This is a genomic window from Neisseria flava, from assembly GCF_982712965.1.
The window spans coordinates 1-15,166 of sequence record NZ_CEXQBZ010000118.1; the positions used below are offsets into that span (position 1 = coordinate 1).

Below are 15,166 nucleotides of genomic sequence, written 5' to 3' on the forward strand. Positions count from 1 at the left end.
CTGTCGCTTCTTTGGATTAGGTTTTCGTATTTCATTTGGGAATTGTAAATCTTCAGGATACTTTCGCAAGAGGTCTAATAAAATTCCTTTCGTATGTTTGTTGTTTGAATTTGAACGAACGATACTATATCGTGTCCTGATGCCTAAATTCAATATATTTTAAAATAAAATAGGTATTAATAACTAGTATTTTGCGCTGATTGAATAGGAAAATATAACGTGATTTAACCATTGGTTCTACAACAAAAGGTCGTCTGAAACCATATTTTCAGACGACCTCCGATATCCGACGGCCTATTTGCCGCCAAAATCCAATTTATCTTTGAAATTCATGTAAACGACAGTAAAATATACAAAGATTTACCCGCCTTTTGCCGCAGCGTGAAAACCCACTCCGGCAGACGGGAAGATTCCGACTTTGCAGCACCGCGCTGCCCTACCAATCTCAAACAGAAAGCACGAAACATGGCGTTAATCGTACATAAATACGGCGGCACATCAGTAGGCTCGCCCGAACGCATTAAAAACGTAGCCAAACGTGTCGCCAAAGCCCGCGCCGAAGGACACGACATCGTTGTCGTCGTATCCGCCATGAGCGGCGAAACCAACCGCCTGGTTGCGCTGGCGCACGAAATGCAGGAGCATCCCGATCCGCGCGAGCTGGACGTAGTCTTAGCCACCGGCGAACAAGTAACCATCGGCCTTTTGGCAATGGCATTGAAAGACATCGGCGTGGATGCCAAAAGCTACACCGGCTGGCAGGTCGCCCTCAAAACCGATACTTCCCATACTAAAGCCCGCATCGAAAGCATCGATGACGAAAAAATGCGCACCGACCTCGATGCAGGCAAAGTCGTTATCGTGGCAGGTTTCCAAGGCATCAGCAGCGAAGGCAATATTTCCACGCTCGGACGTGGTGGTTCCGACACTTCCGCCGTTGCGCTCGCTGCAGCCCTCAAAGCAGACGAATGCCAAATCTATACCGACGTAGACGGCGTTTACACCACCGATCCCCGCGTCGTGCCCGAAGCGCGCCGCATGGATACGGTTACATTTGAAGAAATGATCGAACTGGCAAGCCTCGGTTCGAAAGTTTTGCAAATCCGTTCAGTAGAATTCGCCGGAAAATACAAAGTGCGCCTGCGCGTACTGAGCAGCCTGCAAGACGGCGGCAACGGCACCTTAATTACCTTTGAAGAGGACGAAAACATGGAAAGAGCTGCCGTAACCGGTATCGCATTCGATAAAAACCAAGCCCGCATCAACGTGCGCGGCGTACCCGACAAACCCGGCGTCGCCTACCAAATTTTAGGCGCGGTTGCCGATGCCAACATCGAAGTCGATATGATCATCCAAAATGTCGGCAGCGAAGGCACCACTGATTTCTCCTTCACCGTACCGCGCGGCGAGTACAAACAAACCATCGAAATCCTGACCAAACTGCAAGACAGCATCGGCGCAGCCGCCATCGACGGCGACGACACCGTGTGCAAAGTCTCCGCAGTCGGCTTAGGCATGCGTTCGCACGTCGGCGTTGCCGCCAAAATCTTCCGCACCCTCGCCGAAGAAGGCATCAACATCCAAATGATTTCTACCTCAGAAATCAAAGTTTCCGTCTTGATTGACGAGAAATACATGGAACTCGCTACCCGCGTCCTGCACAAAGCGTTTGATTTGGGTTAATTGGGTTATATGTTTGAAAGGTCGTCTGAAAACTTATTTTCAGACGACCTTTTATTTTATTGTGGAAAAGTAGCTCAGATTTTTGAATCACACATTTTTGGGTGAAATAATTGCAGGGGAGGGTGGTGGTAACAATGTAGATATTTGCTGTTTTGATTTGCTCTGGCTTATCGGATATAGGCAGAAACAGCAATGTTTTCAGACGACCTTTTGGTGCCTTAACATTTAGTGAGGTTAGGCTATCTTTCTGTTTTCCCTTATAATGCTGAGTCTTTCTATATACTTTTCTGTCTCCCTTTCTTCATGAAACCGATTCCTAGCTATACGCGTTGGTGGCGTTATAAATCCTACCTGCCCGACGCATCGCTGCCGGCGCATACGGTGGATTGCCCGGACTGCGGCAACCGCATGGATATTCCGCGCCTGCGGCAGGGGCAGGAGGCGCATTGTCCGGTGTGCAATCATGAAGTGGTCGAGGTGGAAAACAATCCTTATGTTGCACCGCTGGCTTACGCGACCACTTCGCTGATTTTGATGGCGTTTGCGTACAGCATGGTTTATATCCGCGTGCAACTCTTCGGCGTAACATCCGTCCTGTCGCTGCCGGAAATGATGCGGCTTTTGATTTATCAGGATTACGGCTTTCTGGCGGAAGTGATGTTCGTCCTGACTTTTGGCGCGCCGGTATTGTTTTTACTGCTTTGCCTCTATGTTTATACGGCGCTGGTGCGCGAGCGGGCGTATCCTGCGCTGCGGTTTGCGACGCGGGTTTTGGTCAGGCTGCGCCATGCGATTATGGTGGATGTGTTTTTTATTTCCACTTTGGTGGCGTATATCAAGCTCTCGTCCGTGGCGGCGGTAGAATTCGGCTCGGCGTTTTATTTGATGTTTGCGCTGTCGGTCATGCTGATTCGGACTTCGGTCTCGATTCCGCAGCATTGGGTTTATTATAAAATCCACAGACTGACGGACGGGGATGCGGTGCAATCGGCATCCGACGACAAAACCTGTTGCAGCCGCTGCCTGTATTTTCGTGATAAAGACGAGCAGCCTTGCGAGGTTTGCGGTGCGGATTTATACCGCCGCCGCCCGAAAAGCCTGAGCATTTCGCTGGCGTTTTTGATTGCGGCGTTTATCCTGTATTTCCCTGCGAATATTCTGCCGATTATGATTTCGTCGAACCCTACCGCGCTGGAGGTCAATACGATTTTCAACGGCATTGTGTATATGTGGAACGACGGTGACAGGCTGATTGCGGTGATTATTTTCAGCGCGAGTATTTTGGTGCCGGTATTGAAGATTATCGCGATGGCGGTTTTGATTGCATCCGCTTATTTCAAACCGCCGATGAGCGCGCCGAAAATGTCGGTGCTTTACCGGATTACCGAATCCATCGGCCGCTGGTCGATGATTGATATTTTTGTGATTATTATTTTGATGAGTTCGTTCCACACCAATATGGCGCGCGTCGTCCCTGGCGGGGCGGCGGTTTATTTCTGCCTGGTGGTAGTATTGACCATGCTGTCTGCCTATTATTTCGATCCCCGCCTGATTTGGGACAGACACCAGCAGCTTTCAGACGACCCCGATTCCGACGATAACCAGAAACAATGAAAAAACACGATTCTTCTCAAACACACCGCGCACCCGCGCGTGTCAAAAAAACCAATGTCTTCACGTCTATCGTGTGGCTGATTCCGCTGATTGCGCTGATTGCAGGCGGCTGGCTGCTGGTGAAAGACATCCGCAACCGAGGTCCGGTCGTCACGCTTTTGATGGACAGCGCGGAAGGCATTGAAGTCAACAACACGGTGATTAAAGTATTGAACGTCGATGTCGGACACGTTACCCGCATCAAGCTGCGTGACGACCAAAAAGGCGTGGAAGTCACCGCCCAACTTAACGCCGATGCGAAAGACCTCATCCGCAGCGATACGCAGTTTTGGGTGGTCAAGCCCCGTATCGACCAAAGCGGCGTAACGGGTTTGAGCACGCTCCTGTCTGGTTCGTATATCGCGTTTACGCCCGGCAAAAGCAATGAAACGAAGGACGTATTTGAAGTTCAGGACATTCCGCCGATTGCCGCCATCGGACAAAGCGGCCTGCGCCTGAAGCTGGTCGGTCAAAACGATAAAATCCTCAACGTCAGCAGCCCCGTACTTTATGAAAACTTTATGGTCGGACAGGTAGAAAGCGCGCATTTCGAGCCTGCCAACCAAACCGTGCATTACACCATCTTCATCCAAAGCCCGAACGACAAATTGATTAATTCGGAAAGCCGCTTTTGGCTGGAGAGCGGCATTAATATCGAAACCACAGGCAGCGGCGTGAAACTCAATTCCGCCCCTCTGCCCGCCTTGCTGTCCGGCGCGATTTCGTTTGATTCGCCAAAAACCAAAAACAGCAAAAATGTGAAAAGCGAAGACAGTTTTACGCTTTACGACAGCCGCAGCGAAGTGGCAAACCTGCCCGATGACCGTTCGTTGTATTACACCGCGTTTTTCAAACAGTCCGTGCGCGGTCTGACCGCCGGTTCGCCCGTCGAATATAAAGGACTGAATGTGGGCGTGGTTTCCGACGTTCCCTATTTTGACCGAAACGACAGCCTGCATCTGTTTGAAAACGGCTGGATTCCCGTGCGCATCCGCATCGAGCCGTCGCGCATGGAAATCAATGCCGACGAACAAAGCAAAGAACATTGGAAACAACAATTCCAAGCCGCTTTGGGTAAAGGTCTGACCGCCACCATTTCCAGCAACAACTTGATTACCGGCAGCAAAATGGTCGAACTGACCGACCAACCCTCATCTTCACCCAAGCTGAGACCGCACACCGTTTACGCAGGCGATACCGTCATTGCCACACAAGGCGGCGGTTTGGATGATTTGCAGGCAAAAGTGGCGGATTTGTTAGAGAAATTCAACAATCTGCCGTTGGATAAAACCGTTGCCGGGTTGAACGGTTCGCTCGCCGAACTCAAATCCACCCTCAAATCTGCCAATGCCGCTTTAAGCTCCATTGACAAACTGGTCGGCAAACCACAAACGCAAAACATTCCGAACGAGCTGAACCAAACCCTGAAAGAATTGCGCCAAACCCTGCAAGGCGTATCGCCGCAATCGCCCATCTACGGCGACGTGCAAAATACCCTGCAAAGTTTGGACAAAACCCTCAGAGACGTACAGCCCGTCATTAATACTTTGAAAGAAAAACCCAATGCGCTGATTTTCAACAGCAGCAGCAAAGATCCCATCCCGAAAGGAAGCCGATAATGCGCCTCTTCCCGATTGCCGCCGCCCTGACGCTTGCCGCCTGCGGCACCGCGCAAAGCCCGCAATATTTCGTCCTGCCCGACAGCCAATACATCCGGCCGGCGGCGCAAGGCAGTGAAATCGCGGTCAAAGTCAACCTTGCCGAACCGCTCGCCAACGGCGGCCTCGTTTACCAAACCGATGCGTATCATGTGAATCTGGCGAAGAACCACCTTTGGGCGGCGCCTCTTGACGGCGCGTTGGCGGCAAACCTCAGCAACAAACTCAACCGCCTCAACCCGCGCCATACTTTCGTTCCCGCCTCACGCAGCCAAAGCAGCCAAACCCTGAAAATCTATGTCGAAGCCTTCCAAGGCAGCTATCAGGGGCAGACTACCGTCAGCGGCTACGCCCTATGGCCGGACGGACGCAACAAACCGTTTGACGTTACCACCCCGCAACAAGGCGACGGCTATACCGCCATGCTGGAATCTTTGGAAAACGGTTTGAACGAAGCGGCAAAAAGCATCGCCTATTGATGAGGTCGTCTGAAAATCCCTGCTGTGGGTTTCGCCAAAACCATTCATCGTACAAAAGGAAGAAACATGCACAACATCACGCTTTATACCCATCCCTTTTCACGCGGCAGATACGTCGTATGGATGCTCAAAGAGTGCGGCGCGGAATACACCGTCGTTCCCGTCCAGTTCGGCACGCAAATGAAATCCGCCGAATATCTCTCCATCAATCCACAAGGCCAAGTCCCCGCGCTCAAATTCGGTGATGCCGTACTGACCGAATCGACCGCCATTATTACCTTTTTGGCGGAACAATTCCCCGACAAACACCTCATCCCCGCCGCAGGTACGGTGGAGCGCGGCGAATACTACCGCTGGATGTGCATATTGATGCACCTCGAATACGCAGCCTTCAACAAACTGCACAACCTGCCGGTCGAAACGCCCGAGTGCCGCCGCCAAATCGGTTACGGCGATTTTGATACCGCATGGAACACATTGCGTGAACACTTGAAAAACCGCGACTACATCGTCGGCAACAGCTTTACCGCGATGGATTTGTACTGCTCCGCGCTGATTCTGCACTTAACGCAAAATTGGAAAGTGTTGCCTGCCGATGAAACCGACGTATTGCAACGCTACGCCGCCAAACATCTCGCCCGCCCCGCTTTCGCCGAAACCCAAGCATGGACGCAAGAAACCGCCGCCCAAATGCCGCCTGTGGCATAAATCAAGATTATTAAAACCAGAAGGTCGTCTGAAAACCCTTCGCAATCAGGTTTTCAGACGACCTTTGTTGTTATATTCGGCGATGTTTTCTCAACCGAACAGTCTGTTCACATCAGACGCTTTTTTGCGGTAAGGTAGGCGGATGTCGACGCGGAAAATGCCGTCGAGTTGGCGGCTTTGGATTTTGGCATCGTTGTCGTACATCAGCGTCAGGCGTTCTTTGAGGTTGTGCAATGCCATTGAGTTGCCTTTGTGCGGTTTGGCGTTTTCGCTGCTTTCGGGCGGGGTGTACGGGTTTTCGATGCGGATGTAGATGGATGATTTGTTGAGCTTGGTAAACACGGTAATCATGCCGGGGCGGTGGGTCGATTCGACGCCGTGGAAGACCGCGTTTTCCAAAAGGGGTTGGAGCAGGAGGTGCGGCGTTTCCGCGTCATCGGGTGCTTGGTGCTGCCACATAACCTGTACGCGCATATGACCCATGCGGATTTGTTCGATGGCGATGTATTCTTGCGCCCACTCGATTTCCTGTCCTAAAGTACTGCTTTGGCTGCCGTCGCGCAGTTGGGCGCGGAAGAGGTTGGCGAGGTTTTCCAACAGGGTTTCCGCGTCATACGGGCGCAGGCGGATCAGGCTGATGGCGGCATTAAGGCTGTTGAACAGGAAATGCGGGCGGATGCGGGCGGTCAACGCGCTGAGGCGAGCTTCGGAAACCGAAGGCGCAAGGCCGTTCCGGCGCGAAGCTTCGTAATACATCAGCCCGAGCAGGAACAGGTTGAACAGGAAAAAATGTTGCGACAGCGATCTGCCATTCGTTTTTAAAACGACAAAATCAACAATCACAAATATCGACAGGTTCAAAAGATAGGTAATGATGACGCCGTAGGGTGCTTCTTTGATGGAAGGTACGAATATATTGACGAAATATGCTTTGATCAAAATACCCAAAAGTACGGGGAAAATCCATTTGGAGTGATGGTAAATTTCTGCAGAATAGGAGAGTGAGGAATCGCTGATTAAGGGCAGAAAAAACAGACTGCCCAAGACAATAATCAAAAGGCGCACGACTGTCGCGGAATTGCGCAGGTCGGGGGCGGCGAATGTATTGTTGATTTGACGTATAATAGACATAAAATATTTCCAACCGTTTTCTTTTAATGCGTTTATACGAGCCTTAGCGGCTCTGTTATTTTATCTGAGGATGAAACCATGAGTAAGGACAAAACCTGGTCTGGCCGTTTCAACGAGCCTGTTTCCGAACTGGTAAAAAAATACACCGGTTCGATCGATTTCGATAAACGGCTTGCCGAGTGGGACATTCAGGGTTCGCTGGCGCACGCGCAAATGCTTGTTCAATCAGGTGTTTTGAGTGAAGAAGATTTGGCGGCGATCCGTCAGGGAATGGCGGAGATTATAGCAGAAATCAAGGACGGTACTATTTCTTGGTCGCTGGATTTGGAAGATGTCCACATGAACATCGAACGCCGTCTGACCGACAAAATCGGCGACGCCGGCAAACGCCTGCACACCGGTCGCAGCCGCAACGACCAAGTCGCTACCGACATCCGCCTTTGGCTGCGTGATCAGATTACCGTTATTCAAGACCTGATTCGAAGCCTGCAAACGGCTTTGGTTGATTTGGCGGAACAAAACGCCGAAACCGTCATGCCCGGTTTTACCCATCTGCAAGTCGCCCAACCCGTCAGCTTCGGGCACCACATGCTCGCCTACGTCGAAATGCTCGGACGCGATTTCGAACGCATGGCAGACTGTCGCAAACGCGTCAACCGTATGCCGCTCGGCGCTGCCGCCCTTGCCGGTACGACCTATCCGATTCAGCGCGAAATCACCGCCGAATTGCTGGGTTTCGAACAAATCTGCCAAAACTCGCTTGATGCCGTATCCGACCGCGATTTTGCCGTTGAGTTCACCGCAGCCGCCTCGCTGGTTATGATTCACCTGAGCCGCTTGTCCGAAGAATTGATTTTGTGGATGAGTCCGCGTTTCGGCTTTATCGACATCGCCGACCGTTTCTGCACAGGTTCGTCCATCATGCCGCAGAAGAAAAATCCCGACGTTCCCGAACTCGTGCGCGGCAAGTCAGGCCGTGTCATCGGACACCTTATCGGCTTGATTACCCTGATGAAATCACAACCCTTGGCGTACAACAAAGACAATCAGGAAGATAAAGAACCGCTGTTTGACACCGCCAACACGCTCATCGACACCCTGCGGATTTACGCCGATATGATGCGCGGCGTAACCGTCAAACCCGACAATATGCGCGCCGCCGTGATGCAGGGCTTCGCCACTGCCACCGATTTGGCGGATTACTTGGTGAAAAAAGGCATGCCTTTCCGCGACAGTCACGAAGTCGTCGCTCAAGCCGTGCGCCACGCCGACCAAGCGGGGGTTGATTTGAGCGAACTGCCGCTCGAAGTTCTGCAAGGCTTCAGCGATCTGATTTCAGACGACGTGTACGGCGTACTGACACCCGAAGGCAGTCTGAACGCGCGCAACCACTTGGGCGGAACCGCGCCGGAGCAAGTCCGCTTCCAAGTGAAACGCTGGCGGGAACTGTTGGCTTAAAGAGAAATAGATAGAAAGGTCGTCTGAAAACCAAAAATAGGGCTTTCAGACGACCTTTTCTGGTGAAGTAACTGGCGAATAGTCAGATTTGCTTTTTAACATTACCCCCGTAAAATTCCAGGTCGTCCTGGAACTTTAACCATTACCTGTATATTCGCAAAAGTTTAAGATATTTCCGGTGTATCTGTTTTCAGACGACCTCCTACATTATTCAGAAAGTTAAAATATGAATACCAAACAAAAAGTCATCGCCATAGACGGCCCCAGCGCGTCGGGAAAAGGTACGGTCGCTTCCCGTGTCGCTCAGGCTTTGGGATTTGATTATCTGGACTCCGGCGCGTTATACCGCCTGACCGCGCTCTATGCGAAGAAACGGGATGTGGAATGGAGCGATGAAGAGGCGGTTGCCGAGTTGGCGGAAAATCTGCCCGCCCGCTTTGAAGGGTCGCAGGTCTTTTTGGATGATGAAGACGTTTCGAGACAAATCCGCAGCGAAGCAATCGGTATGGGCGCTTCTGCAGTGGCGCAGTTGCCGAAAGTGCGTGCCGCGCTTTTGCAGCGGCAGCGTGATTTTCTGACGGAAAAAGGTTTGGTCGCAGACGGGCGCGATATGGGTTCGGTTGTTTTCCCTGATGCGGCGTTAAAGATTTTCCTGACCGCAGGTGCGAAAATACGGGCGGAACGCCGCGCCAAACAAATTGGCATTCCGTGCGAAGGCTTGGAATTTGAACGGATTTTGTCGGACATTGAAGCACGGGACGAAGCTGACCGCCGCCGCAGTGTCGCGCCCTTAAAGCAGCTCCCCGATGCCGAGCTTTTGGATACGAGCGGGCTGAGTATCGAAGAAGCTGTAAAAAAAGTGCTTGATTGGTATCATAAAGTTTAAAATTTAGGGTATAATCCCTGCGTTTTGTTTCAGACGACCTTTGGAGCATCCGAAGGTCGTCTGAAATATTTATTTTCAAAGCCTGTCGTGCCAAGGGCGGCAGGCATTCTCCAACCTACCCCGCACCCCTTGGCGGTGTACCGAAAAGAGTATATATGACTATGGAAAATTTTGCCCAGCTGCTTGAAGAAAGCTTTACCCTGCAAGAGATGAACCCAGGTGAAGTGATTACTGCCGAAGTAGTCGGCATTGATCAAAACTTCGTTACTGTAAACGCAGGTCTGAAATCAGAATCTCTGATTGACGTTGCTGAATTCAAAAACGCTCAGGGCGAGATTGAAGTTAAAGTTGGCGATTTCGTTACCGTTACCATCGAATCTGTTGAAAACGGCTTCGGCGAAACCAAACTGTCCCGCGAAAAAGCCAAACGTGCTGCCGACTGGATCGCTTTGGAAGAAGCGATGGAAAACGGCGACATCCTGTCCGGCGTTATCAATGGCAAAGTCAAAGGCGGCCTGACCGTTATGATCAACAGCATCCGCGCATTCCTGCCGGGTTCTCTGGTTGACGTGCGTCCCGTTAAAGACACTTCCCACTTTGAAGGCAAAGAAATCGAATTCAAAGTCATCAAACTGGACAAAAAACGCAACAACGTCGTGGTTTCCCGCCGCGCCGTTCTGGAAGCTACTTTGGGTGAAGAGCGTAAAGCCCTGCTGGAAAACCTGCAAGAAGGCTCTATCATCAAAGGTATCGTTAAAAACATCACCGACTACGGTGCATTCGTTGACTTGGGCGGCATCGACGGTCTGTTGCACATCACCGACTTGGCATGGCGCCGTGTGAAACACCCGAGCGAAGTCTTGGAAGTTGGTCAAGAAGTTGAAGCCAAAGTCCTGAAATTCGACCAAGACAAACAACGTGTTTCTCTGGGTATGAAACAATTGGGCGAAGATCCTTGGAGCGGTCTGACCCGTCGTTACCCACAAGGCACCCGTCTGTTCGGTAAAGTATCCAACCTGACCGACTACGGTGCGTTCGTTGAAATCGAACAAGGCATTGAAGGTTTGGTACACGTTTCCGAAATGGATTGGACCAACAAAAACGTACACCCAAGCAAAGTCGTACAATTGGGCGACGAAGTTGAAGTCATGATTCTGGAAATCGACGAAGACCGCCGCCGTATCTCTTTGGGTATGAAACAATGCCAAGCCAATCCTTGGGAAGAATTTGCTGCCAACCACAACAAAGGCGACAAAATCTCCGGTGCGGTTAAATCCATCACTGACTTCGGTGTGTTCGTAGGTCTGCCCGGCGGTATCGACGGTCTGGTTCACCTGTCTGACCTGTCTTGGACTGAAGCCGGCGAAGAAGCTGTACGCAAATACAAAAAAGGCGAAGAAGTTGAAGCCGTTGTATTGGCAATCGACGTTGACAAAGAGCGCATCTCTTTGGGTATCAAACAACTGGAAGGCGATCCTTTCGGTAACTTCATCAGCGTAAACGACAAAGGTTCTTTGGTTAAAGGTTCTGTGAAATCTGTTGACGCCAAAGGTGCCGTTGTTGCCCTGTCTGACGAAGTAGAAGGCTACCTGCCTGCTTCCGAATTCGCAGCCGACCGAGTTGAAGACCTGACCACCAAACTGAAAGAAGGTGACGAGGTTGAAGCCGTTATCGTTACCGTCGACCGCAAAAACCGCAGCATCCGCCTGTCTGTTAAAGCTAAAGACGCCAAAGAAAACCGCGAAGCCCTGAATTCAGTCAACGCTGCTGCAACCGCCAGCGCCGGTACTACCAGCCTCGGCGACTTGCTGAAAGCCAAACTGTCCGGCGACCAAGAATAAGGTTGCAGACATGACGAAGTCTGAATTAATGGTTCGTTTGGCAGAAGTTTTTGCCGAGAAAAACGGTAACCAATTGCTGGCAAAAGACGTCGAATACAGCGTAAAGGTTTTGGTTGATACCATGACCCGCTCGCTGGCTCGCGGTCAGCGTATTGAAATCCGTGGTTTCGGCAGCTTCGATTTGAACCATCGCCCGGCCCGTATCGGCCGCAACCCCAAAACCGGCGAACGTGTGGAAGTGCCTGAAAAACACGTCCCTCACTTCAAGCCCGGTAAGGAATTGCGTGAACGTGTGGACTTGGCTTTACAAGAAAATGCCAACTAAACCTGAGTAAACGAACGCCGCAGAAATGCGGCGTTTTTTGTCGTCTGAAAATATGGTTCTCTATTGTTTTCGTAATTTGGGCGGAATTTGTAATGGAAAATTCATAGGGTCGTCTGAAATCATCTATAATACGTTTCTTTTAATGATTGCCCGTTGATAAAACGTATAGTGGATTAACTTTAAATCAGGACAAGGCGACGAAGCCGCAGACAGTACAGATAGTACGGCAAGGCGAGGCAACGCCGTACTGGTTTAAAGTTAATCCACTATAATTGTCAAACCCAAAAACATAATAAAGGTCAGATATGAGTGATAGAGGTCAACTGTTTGTCGCCCCTCCGTTTGAAAACCACAGCCCGCTGACTTGGTATCAGGCGGCAGCCGAGCAACCGAATTTCATCCGCGATGAAGCACAGGCGCGGGCGATTGAATATTTGGATCGTTTGTGGACGGAACTGATGATGTTCAAACGCAAACGCAATCGTTTCCTAGGACGCAGCCTGCGCTCTCCTCAAGTGCCGAAAGGTTTGTATTTTTATGGCGGCGTAGGTCGCGGCAAAAGTTTTTTGATGGACGCTTTTTTCGGCTGCTTGCCATACCGCCGCAAACGCCGTGTCCACTTTCATGCTTTTATGGCGGAAATCCACAAGCGTTTGAAAGATTTGAAAAGCGAAGCTAATCCTTTAAAAGCAGTAGCCGCCGAGATTGCCAAAGAGACCCGCGTATTGTGTTTTGATGAATTCCACGTCAGCGATATTGCGGATGCGATGATTCTGGGTCGCCTGCTGGAAAACTTGTTGAGCGAAGGCGTAGTTTTGGTGGCAACTTCCAACTACGCCCCGTCTGAGCTTTATCCCCAAGGTCAAAACAGAAGCAGTTTTCTGCCGACCATTGCGCTGATTGAATCCAGCCTGACCGTCTTAAATGTTGATGGCGGAGAAGACTACCGTCTGCGCACTTTACGTCCTGCTGAGATTTTCTTCGTTCCCAATAATGAAGAAAACGAGCAAAAATTGGCTGCTTTATTTAAAGAAATGGCGGGAATTGCCGAATTGAATCCCGGCGTCAGCGTGATACACGGGCGAGAAATTCCGCACAAAGCCCAATCCGATCGCACCATTTGGTTCGATTTCCGCGCTTTATGCTTTGGTCCACGTTCGCAAGCCGATTACCTCTATCTGGCCGAACATTATGAAATGGTGTTCGTATCAGGATTGGAACGTCTGACACCGCAAGAAAAAGCCGAAGCGCGCCGCCTTACTTGGCTGATTGATGTACTGTACGATTTCCGAGTGAAACTCTGTGCCACCAGCGCGGTAGGCGTAAACGATATTTATGTCGAAGGCGATTTCGCCGAAGAATTTACCCGCACTGCCAGCCGTATGGTGGAAATGCAATCGGAAGTTTATTTGGAACAGCCGCATCTGACGTTGAAAAAATAAGATTGGGGCGAAGAAAAAAAGTGCGGCTTTTCCCAAAGCAAACTGAAATTTGCTAAAATAGCATCTCATTTTCCTCAAACTCAGACTATTGCACAACGCAATAAAAACAAGGACATAATATGGCTATTGAGCGCACGATCTCCATCGTTAAACCCGATGCTGTAGGTAAAAATGTAATCGGCAAAATTTACAGCCGTTTTGAAGACAACGGACTGCGTATTGTCGCCGCCAAAATGAAGCACCTCAGCGTGCGCGAAGCCCAAGAGTTTTATGCTGTGCACAAAGAGCGTCCTTTTTACGACAGCTTGGTTGCCTTTATGACCAGCGGTCCTGTGATGATTCAGGTACTGGAAGGTGAAAATGCCGTTGCAAAAAACCGTGAACTGATGGGCGCAACCAATCCTGCCGAAGCCGCTCCCGGTACGATACGTGCCGATTTTGCCGAATCTCTCAGCGTAAACGCCGTACATGGCTCTGATAGTCTGGAAAATGCAGCAATCGAGATTGCCTACTTCTTCAGCCAAAGCGAAATCTGCCCGCGTTAACGATAAATACCGTTCGAGCGTCCGACCGGTTCGGGCGTTTGGACGGTTTTGTCGATATTGTTTGTCTCAATCTGTTTTCAGACGACCTTTCTCAAATGGGGGTCGTCTGAAAATATGATAGAAGGAGCTTGAAAATAAAAGCTGTTTGCTCAACAAGATTCAAGACATGTTCAAACCCACTATGCAACGCCCTAATCCGCCGGATTTGCAAGATTTATCGCGACAGCCTTTATTCAAAAGCTTTACCAAGAAATAAACCACATGAAAACCAATCTACTGAATTACGATTTAAACGGACTGACCCATCATTTTGCCGAAATGGGTGAAAAACCGTTTCGCGCCAAACAAGTCATGCGCTGGATTCACCAAGCCGGTGCGCAAAGTTTCGATGAAATGACCGATTTGGCAAAATCCCTGCGCCTGAAACTCAACGAACAGGCAATCGTGGATGTGCCCAAACTGATGATGGCGCAAGAATCCACCGACGGTACGCGCAAATGGCTGCTGGATGTAGGAACGGGCAACGGCGTGGAAACAGTGTTTATCCCCGAAGCAGAACGCGGTACGTTGTGTATTTCCTCGCAAGTCGGCTGCGCATTGGAATGCACCTTCTGCTCTACCGGCCGCCAAGGTTTCAACCGTAATCTGACCGCTGCCGAAATCATCGGGCAACTGTGGTGGGCAAATAAAGCAATGGGCGTTACGCCGAAAAACGAACGCGTGATTTCCAATGTAGTCATGATGGGCATGGGCGAGCCAATGGCGAACTTTGATAATGTCGTTACTGCGCTGAGCATCATGCTGGACGATCATGGCTACGGCCTAAGCCGCCGCCGCGTTACCGTTTCCACATCAGGCATGGTGCCGCAAATGGACAGGCTGCGCGATGCAATGCCTGTTGCGCTGGCAGTATCCCTTCATGCTTCCAACGACGAAGTACGCGATCAAATCGTTCCGCTGAATAAAAAATATCCGTTGAAAGAGTTGATGGCGGCATGCCAACGCTATTTGGTCAAAGCACCAAGAGATTTCATTACTTTTGAATATGTTATGTTGGACGGAATCAATGATAAGGCGCAACATGCGCGCGAACTGATTGAGCTGGTAAAAGACGTACCGTGCAAATTCAATCTGATTCCGTTCAATCCTTTCCCCAATTCCGGCTACGAACGATCTACCAATGAAAATATCCGCGTTTTCCGCGATATTTTGCAGCAGGCAGGATTCGTGGTAACCGTCCGTAAAACGCGTGGCGACGATATTGACGCAGCTTGCGGTCAATTGGCAGGACAAGTACAAGATAAAACACGCCGCCAACAAAAATGGCAGCAGATTTTGGTTGAACAACAGAGCTGAT

Annotated in this window: 13 protein-coding genes; 12 read left to right on the forward strand and 1 reads right to left on the reverse strand. The window is 50.4% G+C overall.

Features of this window, described 5'->3' with window-relative positions; genetic code table 11:
- The first annotated feature begins 465 nt into the window (after positions 1 to 465).
- From AC5M9B_RS08120 to AC5M9B_RS08140, 5 genes are all read left to right on the forward strand, one after another.
- Positions 466 to 1,683 (forward strand): aspartate kinase, encoded by a 1,218-nt coding sequence (locus AC5M9B_RS08120; protein ID WP_487648483.1) that lies wholly within the window; start codon positions 466 to 468, stop codon positions 1,681 to 1,683.
- 303 nt (positions 1,684 to 1,986) lie between these two features.
- Positions 1,987 to 3,297, forward strand: a complete 1,311-nt coding sequence (locus AC5M9B_RS08125; RefSeq protein ID WP_101810697.1) for a paraquat-inducible protein A — start codon at positions 1,987 to 1,989, stop codon at positions 3,295 to 3,297.
- Positions 3,294 to 4,955, forward strand: coding sequence for an intermembrane transport protein PqiB (gene pqiB / locus AC5M9B_RS08130; protein WP_487648484.1), 1,662 nt, complete (start codon positions 3,294 to 3,296; stop codon positions 4,953 to 4,955). The genes AC5M9B_RS08125 and pqiB overlap by 4 nt, the downstream gene beginning before the upstream one ends.
- On the forward strand, positions 4,955 to 5,473 hold the full coding sequence (locus tag AC5M9B_RS08135) for a PqiC family protein (protein ID WP_003768992.1): 519 nt from the start codon (positions 4,955 to 4,957) through the stop codon (positions 5,471 to 5,473). Before pqiB ends, AC5M9B_RS08135 begins: the two co-directional genes overlap by 1 nt.
- Positions 5,474 to 5,539: 66 nt before the next feature.
- Complete coding sequence (locus tag AC5M9B_RS08140) at positions 5,540 to 6,181, forward strand: glutathione S-transferase family protein (RefSeq protein WP_487648485.1); 642 nt, start codon at positions 5,540 to 5,542, stop codon at positions 6,179 to 6,181.
- 90 nt (positions 6,182 to 6,271) lie between these two features.
- Here AC5M9B_RS08140 and AC5M9B_RS08145 read toward each other — a convergent pair whose 3' ends face one another.
- Positions 6,272 to 7,312: a sensor histidine kinase gene (locus AC5M9B_RS08145; RefSeq protein WP_070613351.1), complete on the reverse strand. Its 1,041-nt coding sequence runs from the start codon at positions 7,310 to 7,312 to the stop codon at positions 6,272 to 6,274.
- Positions 7,313 to 7,390: 78 nt separating this feature from the next.
- Here AC5M9B_RS08145 and argH point away from each other — a divergent pair, with 78 nt between their 5' ends.
- The 7 genes from argH (at position 7,391) to rlmN (ending at position 15,165) form a co-directional block, all read left to right on the forward strand.
- On the forward strand, positions 7,391 to 8,770 hold the full coding sequence (gene argH / locus AC5M9B_RS08150) for an argininosuccinate lyase (protein ID WP_487648486.1): 1,380 nt from the start codon (positions 7,391 to 7,393) through the stop codon (positions 8,768 to 8,770).
- A 226-nt stretch (positions 8,771 to 8,996) separates the two neighbouring features.
- The gene (gene cmk / locus AC5M9B_RS08155; protein WP_070656771.1) at positions 8,997 to 9,656 is read left to right on the forward strand and encodes a (d)CMP kinase; all 660 of its coding nucleotides are present in this window, start codon (positions 8,997 to 8,999) and stop codon (positions 9,654 to 9,656) included.
- Between the two features lie 155 nt (positions 9,657 to 9,811).
- Positions 9,812 to 11,497, forward strand: a complete 1,686-nt coding sequence (gene rpsA / locus AC5M9B_RS08160) for a 30S ribosomal protein S1 (RefSeq protein ID WP_003744633.1) — start codon at positions 9,812 to 9,814, stop codon at positions 11,495 to 11,497.
- 10 nt (positions 11,498 to 11,507) lie between these two features.
- Entirely contained in the window at positions 11,508 to 11,822 is a 315-nt protein-coding gene (locus AC5M9B_RS08165; protein WP_003744632.1) for an integration host factor subunit beta, read from the forward strand.
- Between the two features lie 305 nt (positions 11,823 to 12,127).
- On the forward strand, positions 12,128 to 13,264 hold the full coding sequence (gene zapE, locus AC5M9B_RS08170) for a cell division protein ZapE (RefSeq protein ID WP_487648487.1): 1,137 nt from the start codon (positions 12,128 to 12,130) through the stop codon (positions 13,262 to 13,264).
- Between the two features lie 119 nt (positions 13,265 to 13,383).
- Positions 13,384 to 13,809 carry a nucleoside-diphosphate kinase gene (ndk, locus tag AC5M9B_RS08175; protein ID WP_003744626.1) on the forward strand — a complete coding sequence of 142 codons (426 nt, stop codon included), beginning with the start codon at positions 13,384 to 13,386 and terminating at the stop codon, positions 13,807 to 13,809.
- A 261-nt stretch (positions 13,810 to 14,070) separates the two neighbouring features.
- A complete protein-coding gene (gene rlmN / locus AC5M9B_RS08180) occupies positions 14,071 to 15,165 on the forward strand; it encodes a dual-specificity RNA methyltransferase RlmN (protein ID WP_487648488.1) in 1,095 nt (364 codons plus the stop codon).
- The last annotated feature ends 1 nt before the right edge of the window (position 15,166 follow it).

What these genes read in the sequence shown, in the direction of transcription:
- cmk (WP_070656771.1), top strand. Translation starts at nt 8,997, where the DNA reads ATGAATACCAAACAAAAAGTCATCGCCATAGACGGCCCCAGCGCGTCG.
- rpsA (WP_003744633.1), top strand. Translation starts at nt 9,812, where the DNA reads ATGACTATGGAAAATTTTGCCCAGCTGCTTGAAGAAAGCTTTACCCTG.
- AC5M9B_RS08125 (WP_101810697.1), top strand. Translation starts at nt 1,987, where the DNA reads ATGAAACCGATTCCTAGCTATACGCGTTGGTGGCGTTATAAATCCTAC.
- AC5M9B_RS08140 (WP_487648485.1), top strand. Translation starts at nt 5,540, where the DNA reads ATGCACAACATCACGCTTTATACCCATCCCTTTTCACGCGGCAGATAC.
- AC5M9B_RS08135 (WP_003768992.1), top strand. Translation starts at nt 4,955, where the DNA reads ATGCGCCTCTTCCCGATTGCCGCCGCCCTGACGCTTGCCGCCTGCGGC.
- AC5M9B_RS08145 (WP_070613351.1), bottom strand. Translation starts at nt 7,312, where the DNA reads ATGTCTATTATACGTCAAATCAACAATACATTCGCCGCCCCCGACCTG.
- zapE (WP_487648487.1), top strand. Translation starts at nt 12,128, where the DNA reads ATGAGTGATAGAGGTCAACTGTTTGTCGCCCCTCCGTTTGAAAACCAC.
- pqiB (WP_487648484.1), top strand. Translation starts at nt 3,294, where the DNA reads ATGAAAAAACACGATTCTTCTCAAACACACCGCGCACCCGCGCGTGTC.
- argH (WP_487648486.1), top strand. Translation starts at nt 7,391, where the DNA reads ATGAGTAAGGACAAAACCTGGTCTGGCCGTTTCAACGAGCCTGTTTCC.
- AC5M9B_RS08165 (WP_003744632.1), top strand. Translation starts at nt 11,508, where the DNA reads ATGACGAAGTCTGAATTAATGGTTCGTTTGGCAGAAGTTTTTGCCGAG.
- ndk (WP_003744626.1), top strand. Translation starts at nt 13,384, where the DNA reads ATGGCTATTGAGCGCACGATCTCCATCGTTAAACCCGATGCTGTAGGT.
- rlmN (WP_487648488.1), top strand. Translation starts at nt 14,071, where the DNA reads ATGAAAACCAATCTACTGAATTACGATTTAAACGGACTGACCCATCAT.
- AC5M9B_RS08120 (WP_487648483.1), top strand. Translation starts at nt 466, where the DNA reads ATGGCGTTAATCGTACATAAATACGGCGGCACATCAGTAGGCTCGCCC.